A 22347-nucleotide genomic window follows, 5' to 3' on the forward strand; every position below is an offset into this window, starting at 1 on the left:
CAGGGCATGTTCCGGCGCATTCTTGCCTATATCGGCCTCGCCATCGGCGTCCTCGCCGCCGCCGGCGTCCTGGCTGCCGTCGTCGGCATCTACTGGCTCACCCGCGACCTGCCCAGCGTCGAGACGCTGCGCGACTACACGCCGGCCGTCACCACCCGGGTCTATGCCGGCGACGGCACGCTGCTGGGCGAATATGCCCGCGAGCGCCGCATCTTCGTGCCGATCTCCTTCGTGCCCAAGCGGATCATCCAGGCCTTCACCTCGGCCGAGGACAAGAATTTCTACAACCACCCCGGCATCGATCCGTCGGGCATCGTGCGCGCCGGCCTCAAGGACATCGTCAACGTCTTCCAGCACCGCAGGCTCGAAGGCGCCTCGACCATCACCCAGCAGGTCGCCAAGAACTTCCTGCTCAACAGCGACGTGAAGTTCAGCCGCAAGATCAAGGAGGCGATCCTCGCCATCCGCATCGACGCGACCTACTCCAAGGACAAGATCCTCGAGCTCTATCTCAACGAGATCTATCTCGGCGAGAACTCCTACGGCGTCGCCGCCGCGGCGCTGAACTATTTCGGCAAGTCGCTCGACGAGCTCGACATCGCCGAGGTCGCCTTCCTCGCCTCGCTGCCCAAGGCGCCGTCGCAGTTCGATCCGGTGCGCAACCACCAGGGCGCGCTCGACCGGCGCAACTGGGTGATCGGCCAGATGGAGCAGAACGGCTACATCTCGGCCGAGGAAGCGCGTGCCGCCCAGGCCGAGCCGCTGGTCACCCAGACCCGCGCCGCCGGCTCGCAGACCGAGGACGCCGACTATTTCGTCGAGGAGGTCCGCCGCGAGCTCCTCGCCCGCTATGGCGAGCAGGCGCTCTATGACGGCGGGCTGCAGGTCCGTTCCACGCTCGATACCGCGCTGCAGAACTACGCGGTGAACGCGCTGCGCGCCGGGCTGGTGCGCTACGACCGCCGCCACGGCTGGCGCGGCGCGGTCAGCAATATCGCCGTCTCGGGCAATTGGCGCGACACATTGAAAGCGGTCGAGAACCAGTCGGGCATCGAGGCCTGGCGTGTCGCGGTGGTCCTCGCCTTCGACGGCAATGACGCACAGATCGGCCTCAACGACGGCACGACGGCGACGATCCCATGGAGCGAGCTCACCTGGGCCCGCCACGAGCTCAAGAATTCGCCCTCCGCCGGCCCGACGCCGCAGCGTCCGTCGGACGTCTTCAAGATCGGCGACCTCATCTATGTCGAGCCCTTGCCCGACAAGCCGGGACAATACGGCCTGCGCCAGGTGCCGGAGATCAATGGCGGCATCGTCGCGATGGATCCGCACACCGGCCGCGTCCTCGCGCTCTCGGGCGGCTTCTCCTATGCCTCGAGCCAGTATGACCGCGCCTTCCAGGCGATGCGCCAGACCGGCTCGTCCTTCAAGCCTTACGTCTACGCTGCCGCCCTCGACAACGGCTACACGCCGGTGAGCAAGGTGCTCGACGCGCCGTTCGAGATGAACGACGGCTCGGGCAAGATCTGGCGGCCGAAGAATTTCGAGAAGCACTATCTCGGCATGACGACCTTGCGCCGCGGCATCGAGCTGTCGCGCAATCTCATGACCATCCGCCTCGCGCAGGCCGTCGGCATGGACAAGGTGGTGCAATACCCGATCCGCTTCGGCGCCTATGACAAGCTCCCGCCGCTGTTGTCGAACTCGATCGGTTCAGGCGAGACCACGCTGCTCAAGCAGGTGACGGGCTATTCGGTGTTCGTGAACGGCGGCAAGCGCATCGTCCCGTCGCTGATCGATCGCATCCAGAACCGCAACGGCACGACCATCTGGCGCCATGACGGCCGCGCCTGCGACGGCTGCAACATCGCCGACTGGCACGGCCAGGCCGAGCCGCTGCTCGCCGACACGCGCGAGCAGGTGCTGGACCCGCAGACCGCCTACCAGATCGTCTCGTTGCTGGAGGGCGTGGTGCTGCGCGGCACGGGCCGCTCCGTCCTTGCCGTCGGCAAGCCGCTGGCCGGCAAGACCGGCACCTCGAACGAGTCCAAGGACGTCTGGTTCGTCGGCTTCTCGCCCGACCTCGTCTGCGGCGTCTATGCCGGCATGGACAATCCGCGCACCCTGGGCGGGGTGGAGCAGGGCGCCACGGTCTCGGCGCCGATCTTCCGCGACTTCATGAAGGGCGCTTTGTCGAACACGCCGGGCATCCCGTTCCGCGTCGCGCCGGGTGTCGAGATCGTCAATGTCGACTATCACAGCGGCGTGCCGACGCCGGGTGGCATCCCGGAAGTCTTCAAGCCCAATACCGCGCCGGGCGAGCCCGACGCGCCGGGCGCCGAGGTCGGCGCCACGCCCTTCGCCGGCACCGCCCCGCCGGCCAACCCGACCGAAGGCGCCCCGACCGTCGACCCCGGCAATGGCGGGCTGTACTGAGTCTTTTCCAACCTCCCCTTGTGGGGAGGTCGACGCGCACGCGCCATTGTCATCCCCGGCCGAGCGATGCGTCAGCATCGCGCGGGGAAGGGGACCCAGGTAGTCCGGCAAATCCGGTGCGTGCCGATAGGCCTGGGTCCCCTTCCCCTCGCGTCGCTCCGCGACACGCGGCCGGGGATGACAACAGTGCTTGCTTTACGAAGTTGCCTTCACTGCCTATATCAGCGCCCGGAGAACCCCATGCGCCCCGAAATCGCCCGTACCGTCGAAGAGATCCAGCAGGCCGTCGCCCTGCTGAGGAGGCATCTTTGACTGGGACAACGCCCTGCGCCGCCTCGACGAGCTGAACGCCAAGGCCGAAGATCCGGCCATCTGGAACAATCCGCAGAACGCCCAGAAGCTGATGCGGGAGCGTCAGAAACTGGAATCGTCCCTGGGCGCCGTGCGCGGCCTCGAGAACGAGCTCGCCGACGCCCAGGGCCTGCTCGAGATGGCCGAGGCGGAGAATGACGCCTCGATGGTCGCGGACGCCGAAGCCTCCGTCGTCGATCTGCACAGGCGCGCCGAGCAGCAGCGCCTGCAATCGATGCTCAGCGGCGAAGCCGACGGCAACGACACCTATCTCGAGATCCATGCCGGCGCCGGCGGCACTGAGAGCCAGGATTGGGCCTCGATGCTCGAGCGCATGTACACGCGCTGGGCGGAGAAGCACGGCTACAAGGTCGAATATCTGGAAGAGAGCGAAGGCGAAGGCGCCGGCATCAAATCGGCGACAATCCTGATCAAGGGCGACAATGCCTATGGCTGGCTGAAGAGCGAGCAGGGCGTGCACCGTCTGGTGCGCATCTCGCCCTTCGACTCCGCCGCGCGCCGCCACACCAGCTTCTCCTCGGTGACGGTCTATCCGGTGATCGACCAGACGATCGAGATCGACATTCCCGAAAAGGATGTGCGCATCGACGTCTATCGCGCGAGCGGCGCCGGCGGGCAGCACGTCAACAAGACCGAGTCCGCAGTGCGCATCACGCATCTGCCGACCGGTATTGCCGTAGCCTGCCAGACCGAGCGCTCGCAGCACCAGAACCGTGCCAATTGCTGGGATATGCTGCGCGCCCGTCTCTATGAGATCGAGCTCAAGAAGAAGCAGGAAGAGACCGGCGCCTTCGTCGGCGAGAAATCGGAAATCGGCTGGGGGCACCAGATCCGTTCCTATGTGCTGCAGCCCTATCAGCTCGTGAAGGACCTGCGCACTGGAGTCGAAAGCCGCACGCCGTCCGACGTGCTCGATGGTGACATCGACCCCTTCATGGCCGCCGCGCTGGCGCAGGCGGTGGGCGGCAAGGCGAAAGAGCCGATCGAGGATCTGGAATGAGTTTTCCTCCCCCGCGCAGGCGGGGGAGGAAACCCGCGTTTCTAGAACCGCGTTTCGACCACGCGCGAGCCCGGGAGCACGCCGCCTTCGCGATCATCTTCCCAGCGCGCCGAGATCGCCGCGGCGACCGCGACGACGGCGCCGAACAACAGCGCCAAGGCCGTCCACAGACTCGCATAGGCCGCAGCCTTGCGCGCCGCCTCTGCGGTCTTGACTTCATCCTCGCGGATGCGGTTCTCGACCTGGGTGACGCGCGCTTGCGCCGCGCCGAAGGTAAGCCCGGTATCGGTCGACACCAGCCGCGCCAGCTGCGTGCGATCTTCCCCGGATAGCGTGCCGCCATTGGCCAAGCCGACCGTCAGGATGCGCCCCGCTTCCGCCTTGTCGGCACCGAGACTGCGCGTCACGGACGGCAGCGCCGTCGTCGTCACCGCTGTGGTCGGCGCGGCGGTGTTGGCGTTGTTCAGGAATACCGGTGCGCCGTCCGCCGGCGCGGCCGGGGCCGGCTCGTTCGCGGTGGACGCGTCGCTCGGCGCCGCCGGCGTCGGCTCGCTCGTCGGCGGCATCGCATCCGTCGCGGTGCCGTTGTCGGCCTGGGCGTATCGGCGCCAGGAGAGTGCGGCCTGCGCCGCCGTTGCCGGACGGAACAGCGTGTCGACCCAGTAAGAGGTCGTGACCGGCTGCGTGGCGTTTTCGCCGCGGCCGCCGCTCGCGCCGGACGAGGCGAGCGCGCCGTTCACCGCGCCATTCGTCGCGGCCGAGCCGGCGACCAGCACCGACAGTGCGACGATCGTCGCGGTGGCCACGACGGCCAGCGCCCAGGACACGAGCCCATGGGTGCCGGCGCGGAATTCCTCTTCGCGGCTCGTTTCGAGCGCCGGGCCGATCATCCGTCCGACGACATGGCCGCCCACCGCGAAGCCGAAGGCCTGCGCGACGAGGAAATACACCGCGCCGAGCGTCAGGAAGGTCGTGGCGCCGCTCGTGGTCGCGTGGCGGACGGTGACGAGCGAGAGGCCCACGCCCGAACCCAGCGTAAGGAGGAGAAAGGTGACGCCGGTGGCGATGAGCGCGCCGGCGAAGGCGGCGCTCCATGAGAAGCGCCGCGGGTTTTCGTCGGTGATGATGGCGGTGCTGTCTTCGCCGAGAACGGTGGTGACGGGCATGATGAGATCCCCCTGCTTGATTATGTGGCTAGCGGTCAAACGAATGGGCACCCGCGTTGTTCCGTCCTGCCGCAAAAGCGTGCAACCCGCGCGCGCCGCTGGAACTATTCCGCGCGCTCTTGATTACCTCGCCGACTTTACCAACGGGGAATTTGCATGCGCTCTCTGCTGCTTTGGCTTATCGGCATCCCGATACCGATCATCATCATCCTCTGGCTGCTGACCGGCCACGCCTGAAAACAAAAGCCCCGCCACGAAAACCCGTGGCGGGGCCAGCTGTTCTCTACAATTCTGGCAGGCCTATTTCGCCGGTACGAGGCCCGGTCCCACGATCGGGCGGCTCGCATCGCTCGCCAGCGGACGAGTCACCATCGCGGAGATCGCGGACGGCGTGTTGGACGGCGCGGCGGGTGCGGGCGCCGGACTGGCGCGGAATTCGTTCGTCTTGCGGCCGGCATCTTCCGCCAGCGGGTTGTCGGCGTGACGGCAATTGCCCTCGAAGAACGCGCCGGTCTCCACCGCGAAAGCTTCGTGCAAGATGTTGCCTTCGACATGGCTGGTCGCGCAGAGCAAGACCTTGCGGGCGCGGATGCTGCCCTGGACGCGGCCGCGGATCGTGACCTCTTCGGCCATGATCTCGCCGTTGATGAATGCCTTGTCGCCGATCACCAGCCCGGCGGAATGCACATCGCCCTCGACGCGGCCGTCGATCTGGATGTCGCCGGTCGAGGTCAGCGTACCGGTCACGACCAGGTCGGCGCTGATGATCGACGGCGCCGAGGAGCGGGCCGCGCGCTTGGCGGGCGGAACGTTCATCGCGGGCGCGGGGGGAGGGGTCTCTTTCTTACTCGAAAACATGGCGGCCAGCCTCGATAAAGGTGCTCGGGTTTCTCACAACATTGTCGTACCAGACCTCATAATGGACATGTGGTCCGGTACTGCGCCCCGTCGATCCGAGCCTTCCGATCGCCGAGCCCTTGGCCACCTTAGCGCCGACATGGACAAGAATCGATGACATGTGTCCGTACCGGGTATGGATTCCGAAACCATGGTCAATTTCAACCATATTGCCGTAACCGCCGCGGTCGCCGGCATAGACCACGGTGCCCGGCGCGGTCGCCGCGATCGCGGACCCCCAGGGTCCCGCGAAGTCGATGCCGGGATGGAAGGAATAGCGCCCGGTGAACGGATCGATCCGCGCCCCGAAGCCGCTGGTGCGCTCGAACTGGCTGCCGAAGACCGGGGTCGTCAGCGGGATGTGCCGCATCGCCGACAGCAGCGTGTTCATCTGGTCCAGCACCGCCGACGCGCGCAGATAGGCGTTCGAGAAATTCTGGTCGGCAATGCCTTCGATGTGGGTCTCGCCCAGCGGCCAGTCTGGTCCGCCGACGCCTTCGACCGCCGCCAGCCGGCGGGTGTAGTCGTCGGGGTTGAGGCCGGTGCGGCGGATGACGGTCTGGAGCTGCGCGACGCCCTCGGCCGCCTCGCCCTGGGTCCGCGCCATGAGCTGGGTCTCGATCGTCCCGATTCGCGCGACGCGATAGGTCTGTTCGGCCAGCACGCGCAGCGCCGGATGCTGCACATAGGTCGCGGCCTGCGGCATCGCCGCATGCGGCGTGCCGGTCCCGAACAGCAGGCCCTTGAGATGGTCGACCGCGCCGCCGAAATCCAGGAAGCTCGCCTTGGTGGGCTTGGCGGTCCGCGGCTGGGGCGCCGGCGGACGCGGCATCACCGGCACGTCCGAGGAGCCGGACGCATCGATCGGCGCGGCGCCGGCAGGGGCCGGAGAGCCCTCGATCTCGTCGCTCGGCGCGCCATTGTCGCTGCCTTCGGCCGGCGCGCTCTCGGTGCCGGCACGGACCTGGTTGCCGTTGAGGGCCGCAATCGTCGACTCGACCTGACGCTTGCGGTCGAGGAATTTCATGATGGTGTTCTGCTTGATCTGCAGCTCGTCCGCCGTCGCCTTGAAGCGGTCCTCGGCGGAGACCAGCGCGCCGTTCAGCTCGTCGAAGGCAAGCTGCTGGTCCGCGACGCGGTTCTCATAGGCGGACTGCATCTGCGAATAGCGCCGGTCCTTCGCCGCGATGATGCGGTCCTTGAAGATGACGTTGACGGTGGCGAAGGCGACCCAGCCCAGGAAGATCAGCGACAGGCCGGCCATCGTGGCCTGCAGCGTCGGGCCGAAGGTGAAGAATTGAACCCGCCCATCGCTGCGGATGTAGATCTGGCGCTCCGGAAACGTCTCATGGAGCCAAGCCCAGACGCGCGCGAGGAGCGTCCCTGCCATGCCAACATGTCCCTTGTTTGCGTCTTGCGCGCCAACCCCAACCGGACGCATTTCACCCAGTTGTCGGCGCCGAATCAAGCTTTTACCCCAGAAAAACGATCTTGAGGTTAACCGTGGTCCGAAGCCCTTTTTGGGGTAATGGGGCTTCATTTGAGCGCTTTCGCCGCAGCCAGCACGTCCGCGACATGGCCGGCGACCTTAACCTTGCGCCAGATGTTGCGGATGACACCATGGCCGTCGACCAGGAAGGTCGCCCGCTCCATGCCCATATATTTGCGGCCATACATGCTTTTCTCCACCCAAACCCCGTAATCCTCGGCCGTTTTTGTCTCCGGGTCCGAGGCGAGCGCGATCTTCAGTTTGTATTTGGCCTTGAACCGGTCATGGCTGGCCGTGCTGTCCTTCGAGACGCCGATGACGGTCACGCCCAGCGATTCGAACGTCTTGTGGCTTTCCGAGAAGCCAACGGCTTCCTTGGTGCATCCCGCCGTATCGTCCTTGGGATAGAAATACAGGACGTAGGGTTTTCCCTTGAGTGCGGCGCTCGATACGTCAGCGCCGCCGTCCCCCGCAAGACGAAACTTGGGAGCCTTGTCGCCGGGCGCGAGTTCCATGGGGTCTCCAAAGTGGCGGAAGGCCGTTTACCCGGCCCTTAACTATGGGCCATAAGCTGATAGCCGATCCGGCGGCATGGGGAAAGCCGCGGCCGGATTTATGCGCAGTTTTCCGGGGGTTAGAGGTAGAGGTTCCTTGGCCCAAGACCCCATCATCGGCGCGCCCGCCAGCCCGCCCCGAAAGGCCGCCAGGATGAGCCTCGCCGAGGCCTGGAACGCGACCTTCATCGGCCGCTACGTGAAGTCGCACCACATCAGCCGGACCGCGCTGGTGCTGACCGGCCTTGGCGTTGCGGTTCTGTTCTTTGTGGTCGGCGCCGCGCTTCGCCTTCTGATCGGGCCGATCTCGCTGGGCCCGCTCTCGGGGCAGATCTCCCAGGCCCTCGCCCAGGCGCTTCCCGGCATCACCGTCAAATACGACCAGGCCGCCGTCGAGTGGTCGCGCGAGCAGGGGCGGGTGAATCTCGTCGTGCTGGGCGCAAGGGTGTTCGACTCCCGCGGCCGGATCATCGCCCAGGCGCCCCAGGCCGACATCGATCTCGCGGCCCAGCCTTTTCTCCAGGGCAATCTCGTCGTGACCCGCATCACGCTGGTCGGCGTGCAGCTCACCATGGTGCGCAACAAGGACGGCACGCTGCGGCTCGGCGTCGAGCATGACGAGAGCCAGCGCGACATCATCAGCCGCATCACCGACGCCATCAACAAGAACAGCTCGGGCGCCTCGGCGCTGCAGAGCTTCGCGATCCGCGACGCCCGCGTCGCCTTCCTGGACGAGACGACGGGCCTCTTCCTCGTCGCGCCGAAGGCCGACGTCCGCATCGCCGATTCCGGCCCCAACCTGGTGACGTCGCTGGAAGCCGATATCGAGGTCACCGGCCAGGCCGCGCATCTCTCCGGCGAGATGACATTGCCGCCCAAGGGCGGACCGGTCAGCGGGCGCCTGGCGGTCCAGCATCTCGACATCGCCGCGCTCGGCCGCAACGCCGGGATGTTCAGCTTCCTCAAGAGTCTCGCGATGACGGCGGACTTCGCGTCGAACTTCTCTATCCAGGGGACGCATCTCCTGCAGGCGGATTTCACCCTGACCGGCGGCGGCACGGCTGCCGTCGTCGGCGTGCGCAAGGCGATGAAGGTCCGCTCGCTGCACCTGGCGGGACGCTACGACCGCGCCGGCGGACGCGTGATCATCCAGGACGCTTCGCTCGACGCCGATCAGCTCCAGGCCCATATCGTCGGCGGGCTCGGCTTCTTCTATGACAACAGCGGCGCGATCGCGCGCCTCGGTGTCGATCTTACCGCCGACAAGACGGCGCTGACTCTGCCCGGCGTCTTCGCGCAGCCGGTGTTCATTCCGCTGGCGACGCTGCACGGCAGTTACCTGCCTGCGACGCATGATATCCTGATCGACAAGCTCGGCACCTCGGGCGGCGCCCTGCTCCTGGCGACGTCGGGCAAGATCACGCTGGTGGACAATCAGTCGCCGGTGATGGCGCTGAAGGGCCAGATCGAATCCCTGGCGATCCGCGATCTGCTGCACTACTGGCCGATCGGTGTCGGTGAGGGCGCCCGGGTCTGGATCGGCGAGAACATCTTCTCCGGCACGCTGGGACCCATCGTGTTCGAGACGCATCTGCCGGCAGGTGCCTTCGACCTTCCGGGCCTGCCCGACGGCGCGCTGCTGATGAGCTTTCCGATCTCCAACGCGGAACTCAGCTATGTCCACGGCCTGACCCATATGACGGGCGTCTTCGGCAGCGCCAGGCTGACCGGCAACACCTTCGCAGCCGACATCGCGCGGGGCCGCATTGGCCCGCTGCTGGTGAGCAAGGGCCATGCCGCGATTCCCGACCTCAGCGCGGCCAACTCGATCGGCGACATCGCCGCCCATGTCGACGGCTCTCTGACCGATATCCTCAAGCTGACGGATCTCAAGCCGCTGAACTATGCGACGCGCTTCGGCATCGATCCGGCCGCGACGGCGGGCAAAGCCGCGGTCGATCTGAGCTTCCATGTTCCGATGCGCCGCGAACTGAGCGTCGATGCCATCGGCATCTCGATCAAGGCAGTCGCAACCGGCTTCGGCATCTCGCTGGGTAAGAACACGCGGCTCAATGACGGCGCGATGACCTTCGACGTCGACAACAGCCATCTGCACGCCGGCGGCACCGTGGCGCTGGCCACCTCGCGCCTTGCCGTCGACTGGGTCGAGGATTTCAAGACCGCCGATCCCGTGACGACGCGGATCGGCGTGAAGGGACAACTCGACCAGGCCGGCCGCGAAGCGCTCGGCCTGCGCTCCGCCGATTTCCTCAAAGGGCCCGTCGGCATCGTCGCCACGCTGACCGGCCGCCGCGGTCAGCTCGGCACCGCCGACATGAATCTGGACCTCACGCCCGCGACGATGGCGGCGGATCTGGTGGGCATCAACAAGCCGGCCGGCTTCCCCGCCTCGGCGCACGTCGTCGCGACCTTCGGGCCGCGCAGCGCGATGCGTTCCGCCAATGTCACCATCGCCGGCCCCAGCCTCCAGGCCGCGGCGACGCTCGATTTCGACGACAATGGCAAGCTGGTGTCGCTGAACGCGCCAGCGGTCCGCTCCGGTGCGTCCAACGACTTCGCGCTGGTCTTCAGCCGCGGCCCGGCCGGCGTCGAGGTGATCCTCAAAGGCCGTTCGCTCGACGGCACCCAGATCGCGCGGCGCGGCAGCGGCACCGGCAATGCGAACGGCAAAGCCGGCGCCGCCGATACCTTCGACGAGCCGTTCCACATCAATGCGAAGCTCGATCGCGTCGCCTTGCGCAACAATGTCGCCATCGCGGCCTTCGCGCTCGACGTCACCGGCGTGGCGGACCGGCCGGCGACGATGACGCTCGGCGGCCGCATCGGAAAAGCCGCCATCGCCGGCACCATCGCGCCCGCCGGCCCCGACCGCCGCGTGAGCATCACGACCGGCGATTTCGGGACGCTGGCTCGCGGCCTGTTCGGCTTCGCGAGCATCAAGGGCGGCAAGCTCGATCTCCAGGCGACCCTGCACGGCTCCGCCGCCGCGCCCGCCGCCGACGACGCGACGACCAACGACTATGGCGGCGTGGTGAAGCTCGACGATTTCCGCCTGCTCAACCAGCCTTTCCTCGCTCGCCTGTTCAGCGCCGGTTCGCTGATCGGCTTCGGCAACCTGCTGCAAGGCGGCGGCATCGCGGTCGACGAGCTCAAAGTGCCGTTCGGCGCCAACAATGGCGTGCTCGCCATCCACGACGCGCGTGCGTCGGGTCCTGCCATAGGCATCAGTGCGGAGGGCTATATCGACCGGCCGAAGAACCAGATCGCGTTGAAGGGCACGCTGGTCCCGCTGTTCGGGCTCAACAGCGTGCTGGGCGTGATCCCGCTGGTCGGTGAGCTGCTCGTCTCCAAGCCGGGCGAGGGCATCATCGGCATGACCTACGCGGTCAGCGGCGACGCCGACGAGCCGAAGATCAGCATCAATCCGCTGTCGATGGTGACGCCGGGCATCCTGCGCCGGGTCTTCGAAGGCAAGATGCCCGACGCCGCCAACGCGCCGTCGAACAACCAGGCGCCGGCGGCACCGACGACAGCAACACCGCCGAAGCCATAAGCTCAGTTGTCATCCCCGGCGAGCAGTGCGCGCAGCGCGCTGCGAGGGAAGGGGACCCAGGTGGCTACCACCGTCACAGTGTTTCCGACCTGGGTCCTTCCCTCGCCGTGCTGCGCACGGCTCGCCGGGGCTGACAAGCGAGCTATTGCGGCCTCACCAGCACATGCTTCTTCTTGCCGCTCGACAGCTTCAGCACGCCATCCGCGGTCAGCGCGCCGGCATCGATCTGCAGCCGGGGATCGCTCACCGCGACGTCGTTCAGCCTGAGCCCGCCATTGGTGATCAGCTTGCGCGCTTCGGAGTTCGACGCCGCCAGCCCCGTCGCCACGGCGAGGTTCAGCACCCCGTCGGGCAACGCCAGCGTGAAGGTCGGCAACCCTTCCGCCAGCGCGCCTTCCTCGAAGGTCCGCCGCGCCGTCTCCGCCGCCTCGTCCGCCGCGGCGCGGCCGTGCAGCACCGCCGTCGCCTCGGTGGCGAGGATCTTCTTCGCCTCGTTCAGCTCGGCGCCCTGCAGCGCCTCCAGCCGCGCGATCTCGTCCGGGGGCATGTCGGTGAACAGCCGCAGGAAGCGGCCGACATCGCCGTCCTCGGTGTTGCGCCAGAACTGCCAATAGTCGTAGACGCTGAGCATCTCCTTGTTCAGCCACACCGCGCCCGAGACGCTCTTGCCCATCTTGGCGCCCGAGGACGTCGTGATCAGCGGCGTCGACAGCGCGAAGAGCTGCGCGCCTTCCATACGGCGGCCCAGGTCGATGCCCGACACGACATTGCCCCACTGGTCCGAGCCGCTGGACTGCAGCCGGCAGCCATAGCGCTTGTAGAGCTCGACATAGTCATAGGCCTGCATGATCGAGTAGTTGAACTCGAGGAACGACATCGGCTGCTCGCGGTCGAGCCGCAGCTTCACGCTCTCCATCGTCAGCATGCGGTTGACCGAGAAATGCTTGCCGACCTCGCGCAGGAACGGAATGTATTCGAGCTTGTCGAGCCATTCCGCGTTGTCGACCATGATCGCGTCCGTCGGTCCGTCGCCGAATTTGAGCAGGTGCTTCACCCCGCCCAGCATCGACTGCTTGTTGGCCTCGATCTGCTCCGGGGTCAGGATCAGCCGCGTCTCGTCCTTGCCGGAGGGATCGCCGGCCTTGGTCGTGCCGCCGCCCATCAGCAGGATCGGCCGGTGCCCGGCCTGCTGCAGCCGGCGCAGCGTCATGAGCTGCACCAGGTTGCCGATATGCATCGACTTGGCGGTGCAGTCGAAGCCGATATAGGCGGTCACCCGCTCGCGCGCGAACAACGCATCGAGGTCGTCGGGCTGCGAGCAGTCGTAATAGGCGCCGCGCTCCACGAAGGTGCGGAGGAAGTCGGAGCGGAATTGCGGCGCGGCGGGCATCGGAATAACTCGGGTTGAAGTTGTCGTATGTTCCCCCTAAGCGTCATCGCCCGGCTTGTCCGGGCGACCCAATTTCCTTTGCGTGAAAATGGGTCGCCCGCATGAAGCGGGCGATGACGAACGGGCAGGGTGTGTAACACAAATGGCCGATGTTCAGAAAATCATAGGTCTCATGAGCGGAACGTCGCTCGACGGCGTCGACGCCGCGCTGGTTGAGACCGATGGCGAGGACGTCGCCGTGCCCGGTCCCGCCCTGGGCCTGCCTTACGATCCCGCGATGCGCGCCATGCTCCGCCAGGCGCTGGACGACGCGCAGACCGTCGCCGCCGGCGCGCCGGTGCCGTATTCGATCCGCGAGGCCGAACGCCGGCTGACCGAAGTCCATGCCGAAGCCGTCCAGGCGCTCCTCAAGAAGGCCGGCCTCAGTCCTCGCCAGGTCGCACTGATCGGCTTCCACGGCCAGACCATCCTGCACCGCCCCGCCCAGCGCTGGACCTGGCAGATCGGCGATGGCGCGCTGCTGGCGCGGCTGACCGGCATCGCCGTGGTCAACGACTTCCGCTCCGCGGACGTGAAGGCCGGCGGGCAGGGGGCGCCGCTCGTTCCGCTCTATCACGCGGCGCTTGTCGGAAAGGCGGCGCGCTACGAGCTTCCCATCGTTCTGGTGAATATCGGCGGCGTCGCCAACGTCACTTATATCGGCAGGGACGAGGTGCTCGCCTTCGACACCGGTCCCGGCAACGCGCCGATCGACGACTGGATGCACCGCCACAGCGGTGTGCCGGTGGATGAGGGCGGCGAATTCGCCCGCACTGGCAAGGTGAACGACGCGGCGTTGGACAAGATGCTCGAGAACCCGTTCTTCGCCCTGACGCCGCCCAAATCGCTCGACCGCCTGGATTTCGGCGCGGCGGCGGTCGAGGGCCTGTCGCCGCAGGACGGCGCGGCGACGCTTACCGCCTTCACGGCCGCTTCCATCGCAAAGGCGCGCGAGCATTTCGCCGAGATGCCCAATGCCTGGATCGTCTGCGGCGGCGGCCGCCACAACAGGACGCTGATGGACGGCCTGCGGGCCCGGGTGAACGCGCCGGTGCTCAGCGCCGAGGATGCGGGCTGGAACGGCGATTTCATCGAGGCGGAGGCTTTCGCCTATCTCGCGGCCCGTTCGGTGAAGGGCTTGCCGCTCTCCCTGCCGACCACGACGGGCGTGAAGGAACCGATGACGGGCGGCAAGCTGCACCGGGCAGGTTGAGGCGGAGTGCGTGCTTCGAGGCTCCGCCTTCGGCGGAGCACCTCAGCATGACGGGAGTCGTGCAGCACAAATCCCGTCATGCTGAGGTGCGAGCGAAGCGAGCCTCGAAGCACGCACGCTCAGCGCCCCTCGCGCGGCTTGCTCATCATGTTGTGGACATAGCCTTCGACGGCTTCCACCACATCGGCCTCGTGCTTGTCGAAGAAGTGGTTGGCGCCTTCGATCTTGTCGTAGGTGATCTTGATGCCCTTCTGCGCGGTCAGCCGGTCGACCAGCTTCTGCACGTCGGGCTCCGGTACCACCTGGTCCTTCGTGCCGTGCACGATCAGGCCGGAAGCGGGGCAGGGCGCGAGGAAGGCGAAGTCGTACATCGAGGCCGGCGGCGCGATCGACACGAAGCCGGTGATCTCGGGCCGCCGCATCAGGAGCTGCATCCCGATCCACGCCCCGAACGAGATCCCGCACACCCAGACATTCGACGGGTTGGGATAGAGCGTGTTCATCCAGTCGAGCACCGCCGCCGCGTCGGACAATTCGCCGGAGCCGGAATCGAACGTCCCCTGGCTGCGGCCGACGCCGCGGAAATTGAACCGCACCGTGGTGCAACCCAGCTTGTGGAACATGTGAAACAGGTCGTAGACCAGCGGATTGTTCATCGTGCCCCCGAACTGCGGATGGGGATGCAGCACCAGCGCCATGGGCGCTCCAGGCGCCTTTTGGCGCTGATAGCGGGCTTCGATGCGACCGGCGGGGCCGGGCAGGATGATATCAGGCATGGGGCCTTCCGGGTGGGGCTTCAACAGCAGATAAGTCGGGATTCCCGCGCCGCAATAACCCGGAAACCATCAGGGAATTCAAAGAATTGCAGCTATGCCGGGATTGCGTCACGCTAATACTTGACCGCGTTAGTGGGGGAACCTATATCCGGCTGGCAGATTCCAGCGCGGCGGGCCCGTTCTTACACCGGTTGGGCCCCTCAAAAGCAAGGCAAAACGCGCTTCAGCCGAAGGAGATTGGGCCATGCGCCTAAGCACCAAGGGACGTTATGCCGTGATGGCGATGGCCGATCTGGCCCAGCATGAGGCGGCCAACAAGCCCGTCTCGCTGGCCGATATCGCCCAGCGCCAGGAGATTTCACTCTCTTATCTCGAGCAGCTTTTCGCCAAGCTCCGCCGCGGCGGACTGGTCAAGAGCGTGCGCGGCCCCGGCGGCGGCTACCGTCTCAGCCGCCCGGCCGCCGAGACCCGCATCGCCGACGTCATCGTCGCGGTGGACGAGCCGATCGCCGCCACGCGTTGCAAGCCGGGCACCGCCAAGGGCTGCACCAATGCCGGCGCGCGCTGCGTGACCCATGACCTCTGGGAAGAGCTCGGGCGCCAGATCCATGTCTTCCTCTCCTCGGTCTCGCTGGCCGATGTCGTGGAGAAGCGCGTTCTGGGCCGCAGCCAGCCCTGCACGCTGGTCGCCAGCAGCGAGCCGGCGCCGCAGCCGTCGCAGCAGCACGAAGAAGCGGCCTGATACCGGCACAGAGAGTCATGGCCTATCTGGATCACAATGCGACGTCGCCGCTGCGCCCCGAAGCCCGCGCTGCGGTGGAGCGCGCCTTGGCCGTGGGCGGCAACCCATCCTCCGTGCACGGAGCAGGGCGCGCCGCCCGCGCGCTGGTCGAAGCGGCGCGCGACCAAGTCGCCGCGCTGGCCGGCGCCCGGGCGCAGGACGTGATCTTCACCGGTGGCGGCAGCGAGGCGAACGCACTGGCGCTGTGGGGCGCGGTGCAGGGGGCTGCCGAGGCAGGTGCCCGCATCACCCGTCTGTTCGTCAGCGCCGTCGAACACGACTCGATCCTCGCCAACGCTTGCGCGATCGCCGAACGCGTCCCTGGCATCCGGCTCGAATACGTCCCGGTCGCCGCGGACGGCGCGGTCGATCTCGAAGCCTTCCGCGTCCTGCTGCGCGAAGGCAAAGGCCGTGCGCTGGTCGCCGTGATGGCCGCGAACAACGAGACCGGCGTGATCCAGCCGCTGGCCGAGGTCGCGAGGCTCATGGCCGAGCACGAAAGCTATCTCTTCGTCGACGCCATCCAGGCCGCCGGCAAGATCGATCTGCCGTCGGCGCACTATCTCACGCTCTCCGCCCACAAGCTCGGTGGCCCGCAAGGCATCGGCGCGCTGGTCGTGCGCGAGGGCGCGCCGCTCGCGCCGCTGATCCTCGGCGGCGGACAGGAACGCGGCCAGCGCGCCGGCACCGAGAATGTCGCCGGCATCGCCGGTTTCGGCGCCGCTGCTGCGGCCGCCACGCCGCTGTCGTCCCTCTTGCGCGACCGCTTCGAAGCCGAATTGCGGACGGTCGTTCCGGACGCCGTCGTCTTCGGCGCCGCCGCGCCGCGTCTGCCGAACACCTCGAACTTCGCGCTGCCCGGCATTGCGGCCGAGACCGCGGTGATGGCGCTCGACCTCGACGGCGTGATGGTCAGCTCCGGCTCCGCCTGCTCCTCCGGCAAGGTGAGATCGTCCCATGTCCTGAAGGCGATGGGCGTCTCCGACGCGCTCGCCGCGTCTGCGCTGCGCGTCAGTTTCGGGTGGAATTCGCCCGAAGCGGACGTCGATGCGGCGCTTGCCGCCATCGCCAAGCTCACGGCGCGTGTCGCGCGAAAGGCCGCCTGATGTCCGTCGCCCGCGAAACCAAGGAACAGGTCGCCGAGATCGGCGAGAAATACAAATACGGCTTCGTCACCGACATCGAGATGGAGCGCGCCCCCAAGGGTCTCTCCGAAGACACGGTGAAGTACATCTCCGCCAAGAAGGGCGAGCCCGAATGGATGCTCGACTGGCGCCTCGGCGCCTTCGCGCGCTGGAAGGAGATGCGCGAGCCGAACTGGGCCCGCGTCCACTACCCGAAGATCGACTACCAGAACTCCTATTACTACGCCGCGCCCAAGAACACGCCGCTCAAGCAGAGCCTCGACGAGGTCGACCCCAAGCTGCTCGAGACCTACAAGAAGCTCGGCATTCCGCTGCACGAGCAGATGGCGCTCGCCGGCGTCGCGGTGGATGCGGTGTTCGATAGCGTCTCCGTCGCCACGACCTTCAAGGCCAAGCTCAACGAAGCCGGCGTGATCTTCTGCCCGATCTCGGAAGCCATCCGCGACTATCCCGACCTGGTGAAGAAGTACCTCGGCACCGTCGTGCCGGTGACCGACAATTTCTTCGCGACGCTGAACTCCGCGGTGTTCTCCGACGGCACCTTCGTCTATGTCCCCAAGGGCGTGCGCTGCCCGATGGAGCTCAGCACTTATTTCCGCATCAACGCGTCCGAGACCGGCCAGTTCGAGCGCACCCTGATCGTCGCCGACGAAGGCTCCTACGTCTCCTATCTCGAAGGCTGCACCGCGCCCAAGCGCGACGAGAACCAGCTCCATGCCGCCGTGGTCGAGCTCGTGGCGCTCGAAGGCGCCGAGATCAAGTACTCCACGGTGCAGAACTGGTACCCCGGCGACGAGAACGGCCTGGGTGGCATCTTCAACTTCGTCACCAAGCGCGGCGACTGCCGCGGCGACCGCTCGAAGATCTCCTGGACCCAGGTCGAGACCGGCTCGGCGATCACCTGGAAATACCCGAGCTGCATCCTGCGCGGCAACGACACGGTGGGCGAGTTCTACTCCATCGCCATCGCCAACAATTTCCAGCAGGCCGACACCGGCACCAAGATGATCCATCTGGGCAAGAACACGCGCAGCCGGATCATCTCCAAGGGCATCAGCGCCGGCAAGGCGCAGAACACCTATCGCGGCCTGGTCAGCGTGCATCCCAAGGCCTCGAACGCGCGCAACTACACCCAATGCGATTCGCTGCTGATCGGCGGCAAGTGCGGCGCCCACACCGTGCCCTATATCGAGAGCCGCAATCCGAGTGCGCGCATCGAGCACGAAGCCACGACCTCGAAGATCGCCGAGGACCAGCTCTTCTACTGCTTGCAGCGCGGCATTCCGCAGGAAGAGGCGGTGGCGCTGATCGTCAACGGCTTCTGCAAGGAAGTCCTGCAGCAGCTCCCCATGGAATTCGCCGTCGAAGCGCAGAAGCTCGTCGGCATTTCGCTTGAGGGGAGCGTCGGATGATCCATCGCCATCGCCCCGCCCACCGGTGTCATGGCGCGCAAATGCGGGCCACCCAGGTGACATCCCGCGAAACTTTCAGCCGTTGTGGCTCCCCAACCGGGTGGCCCGCATTTGCGCGCCATGACATTGGGGTTTTCAAAGCGAACCTTTCCCATGCTTGAAATCAAAGACCTCCACGTCGCCGTCGACGGCAAGGAAATCCTCAAAGGGCTGACGCTCTCCATCGCGGCGGGGCAGGTGCACGCCATCATGGGGCCGAACGGCTCGGGCAAGTCGACGCTGTCCTATGTGCTGGCCGGCCGCGCCGGCTACGATGTTACCTCGGGCTCGATCACCTACAATGGCGAAGACCTGACCGCGCTGGCGCCGGAACAGCGCGCGTCCAAGGGCGTCTTTCTCGCCATGCAATACCCGGTCGAGATCCCCGGCGTCACCACGCTCACCTTCCTCAAGACCGCGCTCAACGCGCAGCGCCGGGCCCGCGGCGAGAAGGAAGTCGACGCGATGACGGTGCTCAAGACCGTCCGCGCCCGCGCCGCCGCGCTGAAGGTCAGCGAGGAGATGCTCAAGCGCGCCCTCAATGTCGGCTTCTCCGGCGGCGAGAAGAAGCGGCTCGAGATCCTCCAGATGTCCCTGTTCGAGCCGAAGCTGGCCATTCTGGACGAAACCGATTCCGGCCTCGACATCGACGCGCTGAAGCTGGTCGCCGAGGGAGTCAACGCGCTGCGCAGCCCGGACCGCGCCATGCTGGTCATCACGCATTACCAGCGCCTGCTCGACTACATCGTGCCCGACCGCATCCACGTCCTCGCCAAAGGCCGCATCGTCGCCGAGGGCGGCAAGGAGCTGGCGCACGAGCTGGAAGCCAAGGGCTACGAGCACATCGTGGGCAAGGCGGCATGAACGCGAACGCGCATTGGCTCGACGAACGCCGCGCGGAAGCCGCCAACCGCTTCGCCGCGCTTGGGCTACCGCATCGCCGGATCGAGGATTGGAAATATTCCGACCTGAAGTCCGCGCTTGACGGCGCCAATGACGATGGTGCCGTGGCCTGGACTGTCGGCACATTGCCGGAGGGCGTGGAGTTGTTCGACCTGTCGAACGCGTCGGCCGCGCCGGACTGGGTGAAGGCGCATCTGGGCACGCTGCCGCAGAACGCGATGGCCTCGGCCTCGCTGGCCCAGGCGCGCACCGGCTTCGCCCTGCGCGCCCCGAAAGGCCGCGCGATAGCGCAGCCGCTGTCGCTGACCTTCGCCGGTCACGGCACAGTGCGCGGCCTCGTCGTGCTGGAAGACGGCGCGGCGTTGACGCTCATCGAGATCGGTCCCGGCGTCGGCATCTCCAATCTCGGCGTTGAGATCGTGGTCGGCGCCAACGCGCAGCTCACGCATATCCGCATGGCGCCCCATGCCGGTGCCGCCGTCCAGGTCGAGGAATACGCCGCGACCATCGCCCGCGACGGCCGCTACTGCGCCCATCTCTTCAACGGCGGCAGCAAGCTCAGCCGCGCCGAATTCCAGATCGCGCTGGCCGGCACAGGCGCGAGCGCGCACCTTTCCGGCGTCTCGGTGCTGGGCGACGGCGCCCATGCCGACGTGACCACGCATATCGTGCATGCGGTCGGCCACACGACCAGCACCCAGCTCTTCAAGCACGTCGCCGGCGGCAAGTCGCGCGCGGTCTACCAGGGCCGCATCACGGTGGAGCAGGGCGCCGACAAGTCGGATTCCCGTCAGACCGCGAAGGCCCTGCTGATGGGCGAGCGCGCCGAGGCCGACCTGAAGCCCGAGCTCGAGATCTTCGCGGACGACGTCAAATGCGCCCATGGCGCCGCGGTCGGCGACCTCGACGCCAATTCGCTGTTCTACCTGCGCGCCCGCGGCATCCCGGAGGCCGAAGCCCGCAACATGCTGGTCCGCGCCTTCCTCGAAGAGGCGGTCGACGAGATCGCCGATGAGACGATCCGCGCCTCGGTCTGGCAGGCCGTGGAGGACGCACTGCCCAAGGCGATGCAGCCATGACCGCGCAGGGCAAGATCGCTACCGCCTTCGATCCGGCCGCCGCCCGCGCCGATTTCGAAATTCTGTCGAAGCAGATCTACGGCAAGAAGCTGGTCTATCTCGACAACGGCGCCAGCGCACAGAAGCCGCGCCAGGTGCTCGACGCCATGCGCGATTTCGCGTCCGGCGAATACGCCAACGTCCATCGCGGCGTGCACTATCTCTCGGCCAAGGCGACCGACCGCTACGAAGCCGCCCGCCGCACCGTGCAGAAATTCCTGAACGCCGCGCATGAAGACGAGATCGTCTTCACCAAGGGCGGCACCGAGGCGATCAATTTGGTCGCCGCCTCCTATCTCGCCCCCCGCATCCAGCCCGGCGACGAAATCGTGCTGAGCGTGATGGAGCACCACTCCAACATCGTCCCCTGGCACTTTCTGCGTGAGCGCCAAGGCGCCGTGCTGCGCTGGGTCGACGTCCGCGACGATGGCGGCCTCGACATTGAGGCGCTCGATGCCGCCATCGGTCCGAAGACCAGGCTCGTCGCCATCACGCACATTTCCAACGTGCTCGGCACGACCACACCGCTCAAGGAGATCGCCGCCCGCGCCCACGCCAAGGGCGTGCCGGTTCTGGCCGATGGCTGCCAGGGCGCGGTGCATGAGATCGTGGATGTCCGCGATCTCGACGTCGATTTCTACGTCCTGACCGGCCACAAGCTCTACGGCCCCACCGGCATCGGCGCGCTTTACGGCAAGCGCGCGCTGCTCAAGCAGATGCGCCCCTACAATGGCGGCGGCGAGATGATCCGCGAGGTCACGCGCGACATCGTCACCTATGCCGATCCGCCCGCCCGCTTCGAGGCCGGCACGCCGCCGATCATCGAAAGCATCGGCCTCGCCGCCGCGCTCGACTACATGAACTCCTTCGACCGCCTCGCGGTGAAGGCGCATGAGCACGATCTGCTCGCCTACGCCCGCGAGGGCGTGCGCCAGTTCAACTGGCTGCGCGTGATCGGCGACGCGCCCGGCAAGGCGGCGATCCTCTCCTTCGAGACCGAGGGCATGCACGCTCACGACCTCGCCACCATCCTCGACCGCGAAGGCGTCGCGGTGCGCGCCGGCCATCACTGCGCCCAGCCGCTGATGGAGCGCTTCGGCGTCGCCTCCACCACCCGCGCGAGCTTCGCGCTCTACAACACCTGCGCCGAGGTCGACGTCATGCTGGACGCATTGGCGAAGGCCAGGAAGATATTGGGCTAGCCCATGGACGACTCCCTCCGCGAGCTCTATCAGGACGTGATCCTCGATCACTCCAAGCATCCGCGCCATTTCGGCAAGCTGGATGGCGCCACCAACGCGGCACAGGGCCACAACCCGCTCTGCGGCGACCGTGTCACGGTGCAGCTGCTGGTCGACGCGAACGACCGCATCGCCGACATCATGTTCGAGGGCAAGGGCTGCGCCATCAGCCAGGCCTCGGCCTCGCTGATGACCGACATGATCGTCGGCCGCACGGTCGCCGAGGCCGAAAAGCTCATGGGCGGCTTCCTCAACCTGGTGAAGGGCGAGGACGTCGAGGGCCTCAACGAGGATGATCGCGAGCGCCTCGACGTGATGGCCGGCGTCTCGGCGTTCCCGATGCGCGTCAAATGCGCGACTCTTGCCTGGCACACGATGAAATCGGCATTGGAGGGCGGCGCGGCCGCCATATCGGCATGAACGACACCCCCAACAAGGCCGATTTCGCCAATCCCGGTTCCGCGCTCAGCGCCGAGGTGCTGGAGGATTTCACCCAGAAGCTCGTGACCGCACTGAAATCGGTCTACGACCCCGAGATCCCGGTGGACATCTACGAACTCGGTCTTATCTACAAGGTGGACGTGGCGGACAACATGGACGTCACCGTGGACATGACGCTGACCGCGCCGGGTTGCCCGGTGGCCGGCGAGATGCCCGGCATGGTAAAAGACGCGCTGATGGGCGTGGACGGCATCGGCGAGGTCACCGTGAACATGACCTTCGATCCGCCCTGGACCCCCGAACGGATGAGCGAAGAAGCCAAACTCGAACTGAACATGTACTAGAAGACTCCACCTCCCCG

18 protein-coding genes are annotated in these 22347 nt (G+C 66.7%); 12 read left to right on the forward strand and 6 right to left on the reverse strand.

All coding sequences use genetic code 11. The features are described 5' to 3' along the window. Positions 1-6 precede the first annotated feature (6 nt). Entirely contained in the window at positions 7-2436 is a 2430-nt protein-coding gene (locus WDM91_01330; GenBank protein ID MEI9993209.1) for a penicillin-binding protein 1A, read from the forward strand. 240 nt (positions 2437-2676) lie between these two features. After that, positions 2677-3808, forward strand: a protein-coding gene (gene prfB, locus WDM91_01335) for a peptide chain release factor 2 (GenBank protein MEI9993210.1) whose coding sequence is annotated in 2 segments (ribosomal slippage) — positions 2677-2745 and positions 2747-3808 — 1131 coding nt in all. Because the reading frame shifts where the segments join, the coding sequence is not laid out codon by codon here. Between the two features lie 41 nt (positions 3809-3849). Here prfB and WDM91_01340 read toward each other — a convergent pair. The 4 genes from WDM91_01340 to WDM91_01355 form a co-directional block, all read right to left on the reverse strand. Further along, a complete protein-coding gene (locus tag WDM91_01340) occupies positions 3850-4974 on the reverse strand; it encodes a hypothetical protein (protein MEI9993211.1) in 1125 nt (374 codons plus the stop codon). 300 nt (positions 4975-5274) lie between these two features. Beyond that, on the reverse strand, positions 5275-5790 hold the full coding sequence (locus tag WDM91_01345) for a polymer-forming cytoskeletal protein (GenBank protein MEI9993212.1): 516 nt from the start codon (positions 5788-5790) through the stop codon (positions 5275-5277). Positions 5791-5818: 28 nt separating this feature from the next. Next, positions 5819-7261 carry a peptidoglycan DD-metalloendopeptidase family protein gene (locus WDM91_01350; GenBank protein ID MEI9993213.1) on the reverse strand — a complete coding sequence of 481 codons (1443 nt, stop codon included), beginning with the start codon at positions 7259-7261 and terminating at the stop codon, positions 5819-5821. A 146-nt stretch (positions 7262-7407) separates the two neighbouring features. Then, positions 7408-7875, reverse strand: a complete 468-nt coding sequence (locus tag WDM91_01355) for a peroxiredoxin (GenBank protein ID MEI9993214.1) — start codon at positions 7873-7875, stop codon at positions 7408-7410. A gap of 193 nt (positions 7876-8068) precedes the next feature. Here WDM91_01355 and WDM91_01360 point away from each other — a divergent pair, with 193 nt between their 5' ends. Beyond that, complete coding sequence (locus WDM91_01360; GenBank protein MEI9993215.1) at positions 8069-11488, forward strand: AsmA-like C-terminal domain-containing protein; 3420 nt, start codon at positions 8069-8071, stop codon at positions 11486-11488. A 142-nt stretch (positions 11489-11630) separates the two neighbouring features. Here WDM91_01360 and tyrS read toward each other — a convergent pair whose 3' ends face one another. Further along, positions 11631-12878: a tyrosine--tRNA ligase gene (gene tyrS, locus WDM91_01365; protein ID MEI9993216.1), complete on the reverse strand. Its 1248-nt coding sequence runs from the start codon at positions 12876-12878 to the stop codon at positions 11631-11633. A gap of 142 nt (positions 12879-13020) precedes the next feature. Between tyrS and WDM91_01370 the strand changes: the two genes are divergently transcribed. Beyond that, positions 13021-14130 (forward strand): anhydro-N-acetylmuramic acid kinase, encoded by a 1110-nt coding sequence (locus WDM91_01370; GenBank protein ID MEI9993217.1) that lies wholly within the window; start codon positions 13021-13023, stop codon positions 14128-14130. Between the two features lie 119 nt (positions 14131-14249). Here WDM91_01370 and WDM91_01375 read toward each other — a convergent pair whose 3' ends face one another. Beyond that, a complete protein-coding gene (locus tag WDM91_01375) occupies positions 14250-14930 on the reverse strand; it encodes an alpha/beta hydrolase (protein MEI9993218.1) in 681 nt (226 codons plus the stop codon). Positions 14931-15150: 220 nt separating this feature from the next. Here WDM91_01375 and WDM91_01380 point away from each other — a divergent pair, with 220 nt between their 5' ends. The 8 genes from WDM91_01380 (at position 15151) to WDM91_01415 (ending at position 22330) form a co-directional block, all read left to right on the forward strand. Beyond that, the gene (locus tag WDM91_01380) at positions 15151-15648 is read left to right on the forward strand and encodes an Rrf2 family transcriptional regulator (GenBank protein MEI9993219.1); all 498 of its coding nucleotides are present in this window, start codon (positions 15151-15153) and stop codon (positions 15646-15648) included. A 17-nt stretch (positions 15649-15665) separates the two neighbouring features. Beyond that, positions 15666-16793: a cysteine desulfurase family protein gene (locus tag WDM91_01385; GenBank protein MEI9993220.1), complete on the forward strand. Its 1128-nt coding sequence runs from the start codon at positions 15666-15668 to the stop codon at positions 16791-16793. After that, on the forward strand, positions 16793-18244 hold the full coding sequence (gene sufB, locus WDM91_01390) for a Fe-S cluster assembly protein SufB (GenBank protein ID MEI9993221.1): 1452 nt from the start codon (positions 16793-16795) through the stop codon (positions 18242-18244). The genes WDM91_01385 and sufB overlap by 1 nt, the downstream gene beginning before the upstream one ends. A gap of 153 nt (positions 18245-18397) precedes the next feature. After that, complete coding sequence (gene sufC / locus WDM91_01395; protein ID MEI9993222.1) at positions 18398-19147, forward strand: Fe-S cluster assembly ATPase SufC; 750 nt, start codon at positions 18398-18400, stop codon at positions 19145-19147. Then, on the forward strand, positions 19144-20265 hold the full coding sequence (gene sufD / locus WDM91_01400) for a Fe-S cluster assembly protein SufD (GenBank protein MEI9993223.1): 1122 nt from the start codon (positions 19144-19146) through the stop codon (positions 20263-20265). Before sufC ends, sufD begins: the two co-directional genes overlap by 4 nt. Then, complete coding sequence (locus tag WDM91_01405; protein MEI9993224.1) at positions 20262-21506, forward strand: cysteine desulfurase; 1245 nt, start codon at positions 20262-20264, stop codon at positions 21504-21506. The genes sufD and WDM91_01405 overlap by 4 nt, the downstream gene beginning before the upstream one ends. Positions 21507-21509: 3 nt before the next feature. Continuing rightward, complete coding sequence (locus WDM91_01410) at positions 21510-21965, forward strand: SUF system NifU family Fe-S cluster assembly protein (GenBank protein ID MEI9993225.1); 456 nt, start codon at positions 21510-21512, stop codon at positions 21963-21965. Next, the gene (locus WDM91_01415; GenBank protein MEI9993226.1) at positions 21962-22330 is read left to right on the forward strand and encodes an SUF system Fe-S cluster assembly protein; all 369 of its coding nucleotides are present in this window, start codon (positions 21962-21964) and stop codon (positions 22328-22330) included. Before WDM91_01410 ends, WDM91_01415 begins: the two co-directional genes overlap by 4 nt. The last annotated feature ends 17 nt before the right edge of the window (positions 22331-22347 follow it).

The organism is Rhizomicrobium sp. (genome assembly GCA_037200385.1).
Classification (GTDB): Bacteria; Pseudomonadota; Alphaproteobacteria; order Micropepsales; family Micropepsaceae; genus Rhizomicrobium.

What these genes read in the sequence shown, in the direction of transcription:
- WDM91_01410 (MEI9993225.1), top strand. Translation starts at nt 21,510, where the DNA reads ATGGACGACTCCCTCCGCGAGCTCTATCAGGACGTGATCCTCGATCAC.
- WDM91_01340 (MEI9993211.1), bottom strand. Translation starts at nt 4,974, where the DNA reads ATGCCCGTCACCACCGTTCTCGGCGAAGACAGCACCGCCATCATCACC.
- sufC (MEI9993222.1), top strand. Translation starts at nt 18,398, where the DNA reads ATGCTTGAAATCAAAGACCTCCACGTCGCCGTCGACGGCAAGGAAATC.
- WDM91_01355 (MEI9993214.1), bottom strand. Translation starts at nt 7,875, where the DNA reads ATGGAACTCGCGCCCGGCGACAAGGCTCCCAAGTTTCGTCTTGCGGGG.
- WDM91_01360 (MEI9993215.1), top strand. Translation starts at nt 8,069, where the DNA reads ATGAGCCTCGCCGAGGCCTGGAACGCGACCTTCATCGGCCGCTACGTG.
- WDM91_01350 (MEI9993213.1), bottom strand. Translation starts at nt 7,261, where the DNA reads ATGGCAGGGACGCTCCTCGCGCGCGTCTGGGCTTGGCTCCATGAGACG.
- WDM91_01370 (MEI9993217.1), top strand. Translation starts at nt 13,021, where the DNA reads ATGGCCGATGTTCAGAAAATCATAGGTCTCATGAGCGGAACGTCGCTC.
- WDM91_01415 (MEI9993226.1), top strand. Translation starts at nt 21,962, where the DNA reads ATGAACGACACCCCCAACAAGGCCGATTTCGCCAATCCCGGTTCCGCG.
- WDM91_01345 (MEI9993212.1), bottom strand. Translation starts at nt 5,790, where the DNA reads ATGAACGTTCCGCCCGCCAAGCGCGCGGCCCGCTCCTCGGCGCCGTCG.
- WDM91_01330 (MEI9993209.1), top strand. Translation starts at nt 7, where the DNA reads ATGTTCCGGCGCATTCTTGCCTATATCGGCCTCGCCATCGGCGTCCTC.
- WDM91_01380 (MEI9993219.1), top strand. Translation starts at nt 15,151, where the DNA reads ATGCGCCTAAGCACCAAGGGACGTTATGCCGTGATGGCGATGGCCGAT.
- WDM91_01405 (MEI9993224.1), top strand. Translation starts at nt 20,262, where the DNA reads ATGACCGCGCAGGGCAAGATCGCTACCGCCTTCGATCCGGCCGCCGCC.
- sufD (MEI9993223.1), top strand. Translation starts at nt 19,144, where the DNA reads ATGAACGCGAACGCGCATTGGCTCGACGAACGCCGCGCGGAAGCCGCC.
- WDM91_01385 (MEI9993220.1), top strand. Translation starts at nt 15,666, where the DNA reads ATGGCCTATCTGGATCACAATGCGACGTCGCCGCTGCGCCCCGAAGCC.
- tyrS (MEI9993216.1), bottom strand. Translation starts at nt 12,878, where the DNA reads ATGCCCGCCGCGCCGCAATTCCGCTCCGACTTCCTCCGCACCTTCGTG.
- sufB (MEI9993221.1), top strand. Translation starts at nt 16,793, where the DNA reads ATGTCCGTCGCCCGCGAAACCAAGGAACAGGTCGCCGAGATCGGCGAG.